Here is a 13435-nt window from a genome sequence, read left to right on the forward strand (position 1 = left end):
ACAGACAAAAATTATTTTTTTGTAATTGCGGTTGACAAATTAGCTAGAAATTCTTTCTTTATATAATATCAGCAACAAATAAAACAGAAAGTTTGAGGCAACTTGCTGTTTTAGCCTCATTGCTGAAATACAATTTTTAATTAATAAGGAGGAATTTTTATGTCTTTTTCAACAAGTGCTTACAAAAAAGCTATTGATGACCGCGATGTGGAAAACGCAGCTAAATATCAACCATCACCAAATGGGACAACTTATTGTAATATCTTTGCCCAGGATGTAGCATCTGATTACGGAACACCTTTGCCGTCAGGAACTTGTTCTACCATGCTGAAAGCCCTTTATGGAAACAATACTCCACATTGGTATTCCGTAACTTATAGCCAAGCTCAGAGCCGTGCAAATCAGGGATATACAACTATCGGTATAACTTCCGATCACATTGTTATCATTTATCCACATGGTAATACACCTAGTTCTGTTTCTGACTTATATATGTCAATGGCTGGCTACAAGTGTTTCAATGATACCAAAATCACATACGCATGGAAACAATCTGATTTGTCCAATGTGAAATTTTATTCATGGTACGAATAGAGATCATAGTTGTTTTAATTTACTAGCATGAAGTTCAGACTGCACACTTTGCGGCAAGGGACCGACAAGGGGACGGTTCTCAATTGTCGCAAAGTGTGCATAACTATTGATTTTACTTAGGCTCTAAAAATTATATCTTTACTAATTCCTAAAATACCTGATAATTGTCACACTCATCCACACTTTCGAAAATGAGTCATTTAGAACCATCCCTTTTGACTCTATGACTTACAACATTTCAATCTCTTCTTATATCTATTAATCCAATTTCTGTCCACACATTACTTTGTTGCTCAAATGACAAATTGTCCCATTTATCGTAGAGAACAGGGGCCGGTTCTCTGTTCTACGCTCTATATATTTTGTTAACCGTAAACCCCGTCAGTCTAGATAACTGCCTCAACGAGCTCCTATCCAGTTCTTTTAAATATTTTAATACTTCTATCTGGCTTTTCTGAGGCTGGTTCTGTAAAGTTACTAACTCTATATTGTATTTATCCATCACTAATCGCTTTATTTCTTTATCCGATATACTTTTTCCTTTTTCCGTTATCTCAAGACATTGATCTTTATTGACTTCCATGTTAAAGGCAATAAATCTTTGAATTACTTTATCTCTATCTTCATCCAACATATTAAGTGCAAAATCAGTATTAATAATCTTTTCTTTCCCTATGTATTCTCTATAACTGCTCCATTGATATGCTCCCAGGTCACTTACTAATCCTGCTTTTATCGGATTCTGATGTATATATCTTAATACTGTAAAAAAATATGCATCATCTTCAACGGGTTCACTTTTATACCTATCTTGAAATAAATGACCTTTTCTGCCATATTGCCAGTTATACCAGTATACATAACTGACTCCTATTCTCTTCATGGTATTTGAAAGTTCTTCTTTCCCTTCTTTTATCAGTAAATGTATATGATTTCCCATTAAACAATAAGCATATATTTTATAATCTATCTCTTTTTTATATGTATTGAGAATATTTATAAACTTTTCATAATCTTCTTCAGCTTCAAAAACACTCTGTTGATTTATTCCTCTTAACATAATATGATATATTCCACTCTTGCTCTTTTTCCTTGCTGATCTTGGCATAAAAATCACCTCACCATCATGCTAGCATAATAGTGAGATACTGTCAAACAACGAACCGTCCCCTGTTCTACTGTTCTAGAGACACTATTGTAGATGAAAAAAATGCGACAAAAGAGAATCCTCTCCTCGTCGCAATTTGGTAGCTTATATGAAGAACTATATTGTATCTTTTCTATTCTTTATATAATTCCTCATTCTCCTTTTTTAGTTTCAGAAGCATTTCATCCATTTCTTTTATACTTAATAATCCAAATCGTTCACCTGCAAGTTGATATAATTTCAGCCAGTAACCATCATCTTCTAAATAACTTTCAATAGCATTTCTAATATTCTCTTCAGTTAATGTCTTAACAACTATGAAAGGAACTCCAGCAGGCAAATAGTTCATATTCTCTTTATCCATTAACCAATTTAGGTTTTGCGGAGTAACAACTAGCATATTATATTGAAATCCATCATCTAGTTCTATAAACACATCAATATTATCGTTCTCAATATCAGCAATGTTCGATAACGGCACTGGGTAATCAATTTTATTAATTTTCAAGGTATCACCTCCATAAACTAATCATACATTTTCATTAAAATATCAATCACTTTTTGTTGTGTATTTTTATCTGACTTACCTAATATCTCCATAGTATCGTCAACCATTCTATAATAAACACGGGCACCATTTCTTGACCTGAGTTCATAAACTCCATTGAATAAATGCTTTGACCCGACTCCTGGATTTGAATTACCTGCAATAAATTTATTAACTAATTCATTCATTTCTTTAGTGAGAGGATTACTTGAGTCAAATTTATTTGCAATTTTCACCAAGGTATTATTATCTTTGATGAGTGACTTGACCTTAAGATTACCCGTCCCTTTGAGTAAATCTATTGATTCTTTATATTCATTTAAATAGTAGCCTGTCAATATAATTGTAGCGGGTATCAGTTTACTTGTGTCAATTGCTTTATCTTTAATATAAAGAGCCGCATCTTTTAATTTTTCCACCCATGTTGGACCATTATTCACCGTCGTTTTGTTCTCACCTAATATAGAATCATCTGGCTTATATGCTACTAAACTACCTACTCCGTTTACAATACTTTTATCTGTAGTAGAAGAAATTAATGTAACAGGGGCAGATAGAACCATAATACTTTCACGACTTGATGTTTTTTCTGCAATAATATTGGTACTTTTCAATGCAAAATAAGTTGTCAAACCCATAAGATGATAAATCGTCTCGTTAAATTGATTTGATTTCATCATATATTCGCTGTTGTTTCCTGTCTGAGTACTACTACCTGAGCTGCTATTTGTACTGCTTCCCCCACCACTTCTTTCTTTATCTCTTACGGCTTTCGTTGCTGCTATTGCTGCACCTATTGTTGCCCCAATAATTGTCTCTATAAAGTGTCCCGTTGGGTCATGGTATGTGATGGGATTGTTGGCACAATAGGTATATAGGTTTAGGCTCAGTGGGTCGTTTAGCTGTCCCTTATAGGTATCCTGTGTGATGAATCTGGCAATCTTAGGATCGTAATATCTTGCATTGAGGTAGTATAAATCTATTTCTTCATCGTAGCGGTATCCTGCATAGGTATAGGGGTTTGGTTTTTCGTATGTCTTTTCTCTTATGTTTCCGAAGGCATCCTACTGGTAGGTTCCCAGGATCTTTCCTGCCGGATCTGTTAATGCGGTTACGTCCCCATGGGCATTGTACAGGTAGTAGGCTTTTTCGTTGTCTGCTTTTCTTGCGATCAGGTTGAGTCCGTAGGTGTTTTCTGCTTTGATGTTTCCTGTTATGTCTGTCTCCAGTATGACTTTGCTGCCGTCGTAGATGAACAGCAGGGTCTCTTCTGAGATGCTTCCTGTTTTGTTTTGGGTTATCATATGCTTGGCATCCCGGTAGCCTTCGATGTTGTAGCCGTAGGCTATGGTCTGATTCCCGGTTATGGTTTTTATCAGCTGGTTGTATTCGTTGTATTGGTACAGGGTCAGTTCACCAGTGCTTCCCTCTCCCGCCAGGGAGAGTGCTACGATTTCCAGGTCTTTATCGGATAGGGCCTGGATTTGATGTTCTGCTTTGCTGACCAGGTTGCCGTTGGCATCATAGTGATAGGTTTTTTCGATGGTTTTTCCTGCCTCCTGCAGGGTTTCTCTTTCCAGTTGGTTTTTGTTGTTGTAGCTGTAGTTGGTCAGTTTGACGGCTCCTGCCAATACTTCGATTTGTGCGGTCCTATTTCCTGCTTTATCGTATTCAAAGGTGGTTTTTATGCCACCGGGTTCTTGGACTTCTTTGAGTCGGTTGACGCTGTCGTAGGTGTAGGTGGTGGTTCCCCTGTTTTCTGTCTTGGTCAGCTGGTTTCCGTTGTCATCATAGGTATAGGTGTATTCGTCTATGAGGGTGCCGTCGGTTTTTTTGTTGGTAAGTTTTGTGACTTCTCCCCGCTTGCTGTACTGGTAGGTTTCTTTTGTGCCTGACGGGTAGAGGATTTCTTTTCGGCCTCCGTTGTCATTGTAGCTGTACCGGGTCACTTCTCCCTTGTTTTCTACGGCTTTGAGTCTTCCGGCTTTGTCGAAGGTGTGAAACAGCACCTTATGCCGATCAAAAATGCACAAAAACTTCAAATTAATTCATCTTTGTTTCCTAGGGCAGATTGAATACTCTTATTAACTGTATATAAGATTGTTTAATCTGCATTTTCTGTTTAAGTTCAAATATTATGGTAAATAATCAAAAAATAGGTAGGAGAAAAGCATCTTCGCACTTTGCTCTTCTCCTAAATCTATCAAACAACGAACCGTCCCCTGTTCTATGCTATTCTATGCATATATAGATGAAAAAAATGCGACAAAAGAGAATCCTCTCCTTGCCGCACACAAAAAAAACCAACAACCAGTAAACAACTGACTGTTGAGCCTTTTTCGTAGGTAAAATTCTGATTGATTCCTTTAAGAACCGCCCCTTGGTCTATTATTTATCATTGTCCTTATTATTTGTTTTATCATTTAGAAGATACTTTTTTTCTTGGATTTTAAACCAAATATAAAATCCTAAGGCAACTATGGAAATAAAAGTTATGCCTATTACTGTCGTTAGCATTCTACCTTCATGATAATCAAATCCAGATTTACTAAATATCATATTTGCGCAATAGGACACAATAATCAATATAATGATCAGAGTATATACTATGTTTTTTATTTTGACCACCCACTTTCATATCGAATTTTCATCACCAAACAAATTTAAAATCCTTTAAAAAGGTTATTGATAGCTTTAATTGACTGCTTATAGTTAATATTCATTTTCTTTATCTTCTCAGCATAATCAACTTTAATTTCATGTTCTTTCTTAATTTCTTCTAATTCATCTATAGACCATGCCTTATTCCATTCACTATCATATAAAGTTCTCTCGTCGTTTTTTCCTAACTCAATACTTCTACTGAGTGATTTCACTTTTTCAGAATAAAAATCCTCAATCTTATTACATAATGCTATTACCTTTTTTCTATCATCCTCCTTTCTCATAAGATATCTATAGTCTCCTAAACTATCACGTATTTGCTTACTTTTCTCTAATTCATAGTCAAGAGATAATTCGTAACCTGGTTCTGAGATATACTTTGCAAATCCTTCTAATGCACCTATTCCGCCTCCATAAAGCATGGTGCTCCAATGTCCTTCTCCTGCTTTAACACCTTGATACGCACCATAGCCAACAGTCGTAGATAGATCCACAAGTTGACCAGCACCAAGGCTTTTTTTCAATTCAATATCACTAATTATGTCATCATAGTATTGTAAATAAGAACCATAGTAAATACCTTCAGCATGTAGCCACTTTTTTACTTCCTCAATTGCTTTATTATATAAATCATTATCTTCTTTTTTAACTTCCGCTCCTTTTACAACTTTTGAATCATCAAACCATTGATATTTAGCAGAGGCAATCAAAGCCATGGGTGCATATACAATATCCTCATCTTCAATGGTCATACTTTTACTCGTGGATACTTTTCCTGCAATATCACTGGTACTTTTCAATGCAAAATAAGTTGTCAGTCCAACTAGCTTATAAATTGTCTCATTAAATTGATTTGATTTCATCATATATTCGCTGTTGTTTCCTGTCTGAGCGCTACTACCTGAGCTGCTATTTGTACTGCTTCCCCTGTCACTTCTTTCTTTATCTCTTACGGCTTTCGTTGCTGCTATTGCTGCACCTATTGTTGCCCCAATAATTGTCTCTATAAAGTGTCCCGTTGGGTCATGGTATGTGATTGGATTGTTGGCACAGTAGGTGTATAGGTTTAGGCTTAGTGGGTCATTTAGCTGTCCCTTATAGGTATCCTGTGTGATGAATCTGGCAATCTTAGGATCGTAATATCTTGCATTGAGGTAGTATAACTCTATTTCTTCATCGTAGCGGTATCCTGCATAGGTATAGGGGTTTGGTTTTTCGTATGTCTTTTCTCTTATGTTTCCGAAGGCATCCTACTGGTAGGTTCCCAGGATCTTTCCTGCCGGATCTGTTAATGCGGTTACGTCCCCATGGGCATTGTACAGGTAGTAGGCTTTTTCGTTGTCTGCTTTTCTTGCGATCAGGTTGAGTCCGTAGGTGTTTTCTGCTTTGATGTTTCCTGTTATGTCTGTCTCCAGTATGACTTTGCTGCCGTCGTAGATGAACAGCAGGGTCTCTTCTGAGATGCTTCCTGTTTTGTTTTGGGTTATCATATGCTTGGCATCCCGGTAGCCTTCGATGTTGTAGCCGTAGGCTATGGTCTGATTCCCGGTTATGGTTTTTATCAGCTGGTTGTATTCGTTGTATTGGTACAGGGTCAGTGCATCGGTGCTTCCCTCTCCCGCCAGGGAGAGTGCTACGGTTTCCAGGTCTTTATCGGATAGGGCCTGGATTTGATGTTCTGCTTTGCTGACCAGGTTGCCGTTGGCATCATAGTGATAGGTTTTTTCGATGGTTTTTCCTGCCTCCTGCAGGGTTTCTCTTTCCAGCTGGTTTTTGTTGTTGTAGCTGTAGTTGGTCAGTTTGACGGCTCCTGCCAATACTTCGATTTGTGCGGTCCGGTTTCCTGCTTTGTCGTATTCAAAGGTGGTTTTTATGCCTCCGGGTTCCTGGACTTCTTTGAGTCGGTTGACGCTGTCGTAGGTGTAGGTGGTGGTTCCCCTGTTTTCTGTCTTGGTCAGCTGGTTTCCGTTGTCATCATAGGTATAGGTGTATTCGTCTATGAGGGTGCCGTCGGATTTTTTGTTGGTAAGTTTTGTAACTTCTCCCCGCTTGCTGTACTGGTAGGTTTCTTTTGTGCCTGACGGTGTCAATTACGTTTTGAAATTCCTTTAAATCATCGGTCGAAAATTCCCTTTTTTACCGTTTCTGTTGGTCACTAATCTTGCTGGAATCATAGAATCCAGCTTTTTTCTTTTCTTTGATTCTGTAGCTGTCGCCTTTGATATTGATGGTTGTGGAGTGATGGAGGAGCCGATCAAGGATGGCTGTTGCCACCACATGATCTCCAAACACCTCACCCCATTGTCCGTAGGACTTGTTAGAAGTCAGTATGATAGAGCCCTTTTCATATCGTTCGGAAACGATTTGGAAGAAGTAATGGGCGACTTCAGCCTCCATAGCTTGATAGCCTACTTCGTCAATAATTAGTACATCAGGCTTTTGCAGGGTCTTGATCTTTCTACTTATCCTCCCACTGCGTATGTTGTCCTTGATTATACCAATCAGTTCATGGGCACTGAGAAAGTAGGCTGTATGCCGATTCTTTAGGGCATGGACTGCCAAGCCTACGGCTAAGTGGGTTTTCCCTACACCGGGAGGACCTAACAGTATCACATTTTCACTGCGATTTACAAATGCCAGGGTCATAAGCTCCTTTATTCACCTTTCATCTACACTTGGCTGAAAATCAAATTCAAACTCTTCTATAGTTTTAACGTAGGGTAGCTTTGCCAGTTTCATATTAGTCTTAATGGCTCGCTGTTGTTTTGCATCAATTTCTGCCCATAAGAGCTTGTCTAGAAACTCCAAATAGGGTATACTTCCTTTAGATGCTTCTTCTGCAAGGTGGTCATAAATCTGTGGAATATGAATGAATCCTAGTTCATCAAAGGCGCTTTTAAGTCGTTCGATGAGCATTAGATCACCTCCCGACAAAGAAGCTTATCGTACACTTCAAGTGGGCGTTCTTGCACTTTGGGTGTTGTATCAGGATTGAGTTTTGGTGCTGTGGCGGCAACCTTTTTCTGACTCCCTGAAACAATATTCTCAAAGTGTTTTTTATTGTAGCTGCTTTTGTTTTTACCTATTATCTTTTCATGCCTTGCAATACACTTTCCAGAACCATCGTAAAACTCTAATATTCCATTTCTTAAGTCTCTCACACCAATATAGCTCCCCACATACTGATATGGTACCGAATAACGATTGGTCTCATAGGAGATCATGCAATCATTCATTACCTTTCTCTGCTCGTGATATTCCAATAGGAATGGAGCAGAATTGTAAGGTTTTAGAACTTCTCTTTTAAATCTTTCTTCAGGGACTTCCTTTGTTGTACCATGGACTCGCTTGTTTGCCTTCTCAACAACCCAGTTCAGTGCCATATGATTAAGGTCTGCTATACTGCTAATGGATTTGATCCTTACCCAGAAATTCTTCTTTATGTATTTGATACCGTTTTCTACTTTTCCCTTAGTACGCGGAGCGTAGGGACGGCATCTAATGGGTGAAAATCCTTGGTGTTTAGCAAAGGCTAAAAACTTCTCATTCCATTTATTTTCTCCCTTCTGATGGGCATATCTTACAACGGTTTTCATGTTGTCATAAAGGATTGTATCAGGAAGACCACCGAAGAACTCGAAGGCTCTTTCATGGCACCCGATGAGGGTATCTATCTTCTCATCTTCCGTAAACTCCAGATACTTTTGTCTTGAGTAGCCCATGATCATTAGAAATCCATGTACTTTCTTTAGTTTCCCATTTATATCTTCAACAGTGAATTCGCCCCAATCTACTTGGGCTTGCTTCCCTGGCGGTGTTTCATAACGAATACTGGCTTTCGCCAAACTCTTTTCTCTATGGGGCTTCATAAATTCCCGTAGAATTGTAGTCTTACCTGTATAGCCCATGGCTTCTATTTCTTCTTGAATTACTACTGCATTAACGCAGCCTTCCTGCATTCTATTTAAGATATATTCTTTAAATGAATCTAGTTTTGATTCTTTGTTGACACTTCGTTTATATTCAGGCAGATCCTTTGAATCTATATATTTTCTAATGGTTTTAGGATCTCTACCCGTAAGCTTTGCAATATCTTTAATATACATCCCTTTACTTCGCATATCTTTTATCATAAACATCTCCTCTGTCTGTACCATAGCTCTCTCCTTTCGGAAAGAGTGTACCGTTTTTCAGAGGGAAATTTCAACCGTTTTTTATTGGTATTTTATCATCGATTTTGACAACGGGTAGAGGATTTCTTTTCGGCCTCCGTTGTCATTGTAGCTGTACCGGGTCACCTCTCCCTTGTTTTCTACAGTTTTCAGTCTTCCGGCTTTGTCAAAGGTGTGAAACAGCACCTTATGCCGATCAAAACTGCACAAAAACTTCAAATTAATTCATCTTTGTTTCCTAGGGCAGATTGAATACTCTTATTAACTGTATATAAGATTGTTTAATCTGCATTTTCTGTTTAAGTTCAAATATTATGGTAAATAATCAAAAAATAGATAGGAGAAAAGCATCTTCGCACTTTGCTCTTCTCCTAAATCTGTCAAACAACGAACCGTCCCCTGTTCTATAGCTACCCTGTTCTATGATCTAAAGGAAATATGAAGACCTAAACACTAGAGAGTAACCAATGTTTAGGTCTTATTTTAGGGGCAAAACTTCCGATTGAACCCTTCAAGAACCGGCCCTTTTGACTTATTACAATTTCAGGAAAGTTTTTAATTTAATCCATTGTACTGATAAGAAAAATCTTAATCTCTTATTATTGTACTCGTTCTCAAATTCTTCCTGCCATTGTTGCACAAGATTTTTAAAATTATTAATAAAATCCCAGTCTATATTTCTATCTGCATTATTTTTCTTCATAGCATCAATTTCGTATAAAAGTCTATTGTAATTATCTTCAATAAAGCTATCTAGGATTTTTTGCTGATAGGTTGAAGGTAAATTTCTCTCCCTACACAATACTTTAAATTTTAGGAATACTACTTTAAATTTTTCCTTAACTAAATTGTATTCTTTCATTATATTTACCTCCAATATATTAATCGAAAATAGATTTAATCAATTGGATAAAAGCATCTTTCCATTTTGTATTACTTTTTACCCCTTTAGCGGTGTTAACAAAAGCACTCCAAAAAGCATCAGCTTCTTTTGCATCTTTTAGCAATTCCCCAACCTCTTTTGCAGCTTGCTCCATTTCTGCGCTTTGTGTTATATCTTTAGTAGTTGACATGCTTTTTTTCTGGAGCTCCGTCATTTCTTTAATTGGATTCTTAATATATTGTCCTGATACAGGGTCTCTAAAGCGGATATCTTTTATATCGAGTTGACTACGCGAATCCATTCCGCTTATAAATATATTGGATATCTCCATAGATGTCTTATAATTATTATAAGCATCAAAAAATTCTTTTGAACTCTCATGGCTTTCCCAATCAGCTTTACTAGTGCCTGTGAGTTTTTGAGCTAATCCAAAGTAGTAAACATCATCTACTGCGAAAATGTACGCCATTACTTGTGCTTGTTTTGATAGGTTAGAACTAACTTGAGTTCCTTTTACAACTTTTGAACCATCAAATTGCTGATACTTAGTAGAAGCAACCAAAGTCATAGGTGCAGATGCATATACAATATCCTCATCTTCAATCATCATGCTTTGACTCGTAGATACTTTTTCTGCAATAATATTGGTACTTTTCGCTGCAAAATAGGTTGTCAGCCCGATTAGCTTATAAATCGTCTCATTAAATTGATTTGGTTTCATCACATAGCTGCTGCTTGATGTTTGAGAACTGCTGCCTGAGCTGCCGGAACTTCCGCTTTTGCTGCTTCCTCCACTACTACTCTTACTGCTACTTTTAATACCGCTACTGCTCCATTCCTTATCTGCCATATGACTACCGCCGTGGGTATCTGTCGCTGTTTTGCTGTAGTCTGTATAATCCTTATTTCCTGATGTGGTCCCGATGATTTCTCCATACCGGTTCTATAGTTGTTATTGTAGCTGTAGTTGGCCAGTTTGACGGCTCCTGCCATTACTTCGATTTGTGCGGTCCGGTTTCCTGCTTTGTCGTATTCAAAGGTGGTTTTTATGCCTCCGGGTTCCTGGACTTCTTTGAGTCTGTCGATACTATCGTAGATGAAAGAAAAAAGCGACAAAAGAGAATCCCCTTCTTGTCGCACATAAACTAAATCTCATCCACGCTTTCAGAAATGAGTCATTTAGAACCGTCCCTTTTTGACTCTATTTTATTTCTCCTCTTTACCAAACAATCCCCTTCTCCAATAACCTGTTTTATTTATCCACAAATCTGTCAAAATATCAATCTGTTTCTTAGTATCAAGTCCTGAAACATTAGCCTCTTTGTATAGCTCTTCAAATTCCTCTACACTCATTTTTATTAATTGACTTCCTTCAAATCGTTCAATTGCATTTCTATTAAATCCACCTGCTATGCCTACAATGTTACCAACTACATCGGATGTTTCTCTTTCTCTTAAATACAACATTGTTCTAACAATAAAACGAACTTCTACAGGTTTCTGTGAGTTAACAAATACTCTATTATTTATGGCAACATGAATTATATTACCGTCTTTTATATCCATATTATTATCAAAAAATAACTCATCTCTTAGTTTATGCAAATCTTCTTTATCATTTTTGAGCAATAATACTTGTCCTTGAACGCCTTCCTTCGCCTTAATGATACTAATATCACGCATTAATATATCTTCTGTAACTAACACATTATTGCTAGTATAGTTCTTATATTTTAGAAAAAAATTATTTATCTCACTTCTAAATAGTAAAGAAAAAACCAATAACACAAATATAAGTAAGATTAAAGTTATTCTCCAAATCCTACTGCATGAAAAAAAGTTAAAAGTTTTGCCTAACATATCGTTCATCATTCCCATTATTTTATTTTGTCCCACATTGCATTCACAGTTGTAGTAACATTATCTACTCCTTTTGCATTTTTTAACTTTTTATTAAAGTATGCTGAATAACCACCAAAAGACTGACCTTCTATATTAATGTCAACTTTCACTATCTCTGGCTTTCCAGCTCCCATCGGACCATATCCACCAGAACTCTGTGGAGAACAGGGGACGGTTCTCTGTTCTACGCTCTATATATTTTGTTAACCGTAAACCCCGTCAGTCTAGATAACTGCCTCAACGAGCTCCCATCCAGTTCTTTTAAATATTTTAATACTTCTATCTGGCTTTTCTGAGGCTGGTTCTGTAAAGTTACTAACTCTATATTGTATTTATCCATCACTAATCGCTTTATTTCTTTATCCGATATACTTTTTCCTTTTTCCGTTATCTCAAGACATTGATCTTTATTGACTTCCATGTTAAAGGCAATAAATCTTTGAATTACTTTATCTCTATCTTCATCCAACATATTAAGTGCAAAATCAGTATTAATAATCTTTTCTTTCCCTATGTATTCTCTATAACTGCTCCATTGATATGCTCCCAGGTCACTTACTAATCCTGCTTTTATCGGATTCTGATGTATATATCTTAATACTGTAAAAAAATATGCATCATCTTCAACGGGTTCACTTTTATACCTATCTTGAAATAAATGACCTTTTCTGCCATATTGCCAGTTATACCAGTATACATAACTGACTCCTATTCTCTTCATGGTATTTGAAAGTTCTTCTTTCCCTTCTTTTATCAGTAAATGTATATGATTTCCCATTAAACAATAAGCATATATTTTATAATCTATCTCTTTTTTATATGTATTGAGAATATTTATAAACTTTTCATAATCTTCTTCAGCTTCAAAAACACTCTGTTGATTTATTCCTCTTAACATAATATGATATATTCCACTCTTGCTCTTTTTCCTTGCTGATCTTGGCATAAAAATCACCTCACCATCATGCTAGCATAATAGTGAGATACCTTCAAACAACGAACCGTCCCTTTTGACTCATTGGAGGTTATTTTTCTCTAGATGTGTCTAATACTTTTTTAATTTTTGTTTTCACTTCATCGTAAATCTCTTTTTGTTTTTTCATGCCTTGTAAATCGCCTAATTCTTTAGCTATTTGATATTCTAAGCTAGCATCCAATAACATAATAAAATTTCTTAATAACCTAACTTCATCCTTATTCATATTATCAATATTCAAACTCCTTATTTGGTTATCATATTTCCAATCCTCCTCTTTAGTTATTCCTTCCCCCATTGACATTTTTGATTCTATTTGGTTATATATTTTATAGTATAGATCTTTTAATTCATTCCTTATTACAGGAATTCGTAATCTATCTAAAAATAAATTTGTTGAGATACTTAGAATCAAATATATAGGTATGACTATTAAGAATAAATATTTTTTTTGTCTAATTTTTTTTATAAATCTCATATATTCAACTCCTAATCACAATACTCAGCATTTTTTTATTATTTTTAAAAAGCCTATATTAAGGTAAATTAT

The 13435-nt window shown here is 36.3% G+C and carries 16 protein-coding genes and 3 pseudogenes; 1 reads left to right on the forward strand and 18 read right to left on the reverse strand.

Annotated elements, in window-relative coordinates; all coding sequences use genetic code 11:
• Window positions 1-159: 159 nt before the first annotated feature.
• On the forward strand, window positions 160-594 hold the full coding sequence (locus Gferi_RS10335; protein WP_069976155.1) for a hypothetical protein: 435 nt from the start codon (window positions 160-162) through the stop codon (window positions 592-594).
• Window positions 595-940: 346 nt separating this feature from the next.
• Here Gferi_RS10335 and Gferi_RS10340 read toward each other — a convergent pair whose 3' ends face one another.
• The 18 genes and pseudogenes from Gferi_RS10340 to Gferi_RS10410 all read right to left on the reverse strand — a co-directional run bounded on the left by Gferi_RS10340 (window position 941) and on the right by Gferi_RS10410 (window position 13363).
• Window positions 941-1702 carry a transposase gene (locus Gferi_RS10340; protein ID WP_069976157.1) on the reverse strand — a complete coding sequence of 254 codons (762 nt, stop codon included), beginning with the start codon at window positions 1700-1702 and terminating at the stop codon, window positions 941-943.
• A 172-nt stretch (window positions 1703-1874) separates the two neighbouring features.
• Entirely contained in the window at window positions 1875-2249 is a 375-nt protein-coding gene (locus Gferi_RS10345; protein ID WP_069976160.1) for a hypothetical protein, read from the reverse strand.
• Between the two features lie 17 nt (window positions 2250-2266).
• Complete coding sequence (locus Gferi_RS28660; RefSeq protein WP_236932722.1) at window positions 2267-2968, reverse strand: hypothetical protein; 702 nt, start codon at window positions 2966-2968, stop codon at window positions 2267-2269.
• 204 nt (window positions 2969-3172) lie between these two features.
• A pseudogene (locus Gferi_RS29455) lies at window positions 3173-3337 on the reverse strand (RHS repeat-associated core domain-containing protein); the annotation flags it as partial.
• Window positions 3338-3352: 15 nt separating this feature from the next.
• Complete coding sequence (locus Gferi_RS10355) at window positions 3353-4330, reverse strand: RHS repeat domain-containing protein (protein WP_069976162.1); 978 nt, start codon at window positions 4328-4330, stop codon at window positions 3353-3355.
• Window positions 4331-4951: 621 nt separating this feature from the next.
• Window positions 4952-5818, reverse strand: a complete 867-nt coding sequence (locus Gferi_RS10365; protein ID WP_069976166.1) for a hypothetical protein — start codon at window positions 5816-5818, stop codon at window positions 4952-4954.
• Between the two features lie 204 nt (window positions 5819-6022).
• Window positions 6023-6187 (reverse strand): annotated as a pseudogene (locus tag Gferi_RS29460) (RHS repeat-associated core domain-containing protein); the annotation flags it as partial.
• 15 nt (window positions 6188-6202) lie between these two features.
• Window positions 6203-7042, reverse strand: coding sequence for an RHS repeat domain-containing protein (locus Gferi_RS10370; protein ID WP_069976168.1), 840 nt, complete (start codon window positions 7040-7042; stop codon window positions 6203-6205).
• Window positions 7043-7088: 46 nt separating this feature from the next.
• Window positions 7089-7868, reverse strand: a pseudogene (gene istB / locus Gferi_RS10375) (IS21-like element helper ATPase IstB).
• Window positions 7868-9109 carry an IS21 family transposase gene (gene istA / locus Gferi_RS10380; protein WP_069976170.1) on the reverse strand — a complete coding sequence of 414 codons (1242 nt, stop codon included), beginning with the start codon at window positions 9107-9109 and terminating at the stop codon, window positions 7868-7870. Before istA ends, istB begins: the two are co-directional and overlap by 1 nt.
• 57 nt (window positions 9110-9166) lie before the next feature.
• A complete protein-coding gene (locus Gferi_RS28095; RefSeq protein ID WP_156782368.1) occupies window positions 9167-9343 on the reverse strand; it encodes an RHS repeat domain-containing protein in 177 nt (58 codons plus the stop codon).
• A gap of 316 nt (window positions 9344-9659) precedes the next feature.
• Window positions 9660-9986, reverse strand: coding sequence for a hypothetical protein (locus Gferi_RS10385; RefSeq protein ID WP_069976172.1), 327 nt, complete (start codon window positions 9984-9986; stop codon window positions 9660-9662).
• A 19-nt stretch (window positions 9987-10005) separates the two neighbouring features.
• Window positions 10006-10728, reverse strand: a complete 723-nt coding sequence (locus tag Gferi_RS28475; RefSeq protein WP_069976174.1) for a hypothetical protein — start codon at window positions 10726-10728, stop codon at window positions 10006-10008.
• Window positions 10728-11123 (reverse strand): RHS repeat domain-containing protein, encoded by a 396-nt coding sequence (locus Gferi_RS10395; protein WP_069976176.1) that lies wholly within the window; start codon window positions 11121-11123, stop codon window positions 10728-10730. Before Gferi_RS10395 ends, Gferi_RS28475 begins: the two co-directional genes overlap by 1 nt.
• Window positions 11124-11213: 90 nt before the next feature.
• Window positions 11214-11690, reverse strand: coding sequence for a hypothetical protein (locus Gferi_RS10400; protein ID WP_156782369.1), 477 nt, complete (start codon window positions 11688-11690; stop codon window positions 11214-11216).
• A gap of 194 nt (window positions 11691-11884) precedes the next feature.
• Complete coding sequence (locus Gferi_RS28100) at window positions 11885-12043, reverse strand: hypothetical protein (protein WP_156782370.1); 159 nt, start codon at window positions 12041-12043, stop codon at window positions 11885-11887.
• Between the two features lie 50 nt (window positions 12044-12093).
• Window positions 12094-12855 (reverse strand): transposase, encoded by a 762-nt coding sequence (locus Gferi_RS10405; RefSeq protein ID WP_069976184.1) that lies wholly within the window; start codon window positions 12853-12855, stop codon window positions 12094-12096.
• Between the two features lie 79 nt (window positions 12856-12934).
• Window positions 12935-13363 (reverse strand): hypothetical protein, encoded by a 429-nt coding sequence (locus Gferi_RS10410; protein WP_069976186.1) that lies wholly within the window; start codon window positions 13361-13363, stop codon window positions 12935-12937.
• Between the last annotated feature and the right edge of the window lie 72 nt (window positions 13364-13435).

This window comes from Geosporobacter ferrireducens (assembly GCF_001750685.1).
Classification (GTDB): domain Bacteria; phylum Bacillota; class Clostridia; order Peptostreptococcales; family Thermotaleaceae; genus Geosporobacter; species Geosporobacter ferrireducens.

Excerpts from the sequence above, each read along its gene's own strand:
- Gferi_RS10335 (WP_069976155.1), top strand. The coding sequence starts at position 160 with ATGTCTTTTTCAACAAGTGCTTACAAAAAAGCTATTGATGACCGCGAT.
- Gferi_RS10340 (WP_069976157.1), bottom strand. The coding sequence starts at position 1,702 with ATGCCAAGATCAGCAAGGAAAAAGAGCAAGAGTGGAATATATCATATT.
- Gferi_RS28660 (WP_236932722.1), bottom strand. The coding sequence starts at position 2,968 with ATGATGAAATCAAATCAATTTAACGAGACGATTTATCATCTTATGGGT.
- Gferi_RS10365 (WP_069976166.1), bottom strand. The coding sequence starts at position 5,818 with ATGATGAAATCAAATCAATTTAATGAGACAATTTATAAGCTAGTTGGA.
- istA (WP_069976170.1), bottom strand. The coding sequence starts at position 9,109 with ATGGTACAGACAGAGGAGATGTTTATGATAAAAGATATGCGAAGTAAA.
- Gferi_RS10385 (WP_069976172.1), bottom strand. The coding sequence starts at position 9,986 with ATGAAAGAATACAATTTAGTTAAGGAAAAATTTAAAGTAGTATTCCTA.
- Gferi_RS28475 (WP_069976174.1), bottom strand. The coding sequence starts at position 10,728 with ATGAAACCAAATCAATTTAATGAGACGATTTATAAGCTAATCGGGCTG.
- Gferi_RS10400 (WP_156782369.1), bottom strand. The coding sequence starts at position 11,690 with ATGCGTGATATTAGTATCATTAAGGCGAAGGAAGGCGTTCAAGGACAA.
- Gferi_RS28100 (WP_156782370.1), bottom strand. The coding sequence starts at position 12,043 with ATGGGAGCTGGAAAGCCAGAGATAGTGAAAGTTGACATTAATATAGAA.
- Gferi_RS10405 (WP_069976184.1), bottom strand. The coding sequence starts at position 12,855 with ATGCCAAGATCAGCAAGGAAAAAGAGCAAGAGTGGAATATATCATATT.
- Gferi_RS10410 (WP_069976186.1), bottom strand. The coding sequence starts at position 13,363 with ATGAGATTTATAAAAAAAATTAGACAAAAAAAATATTTATTCTTAATA.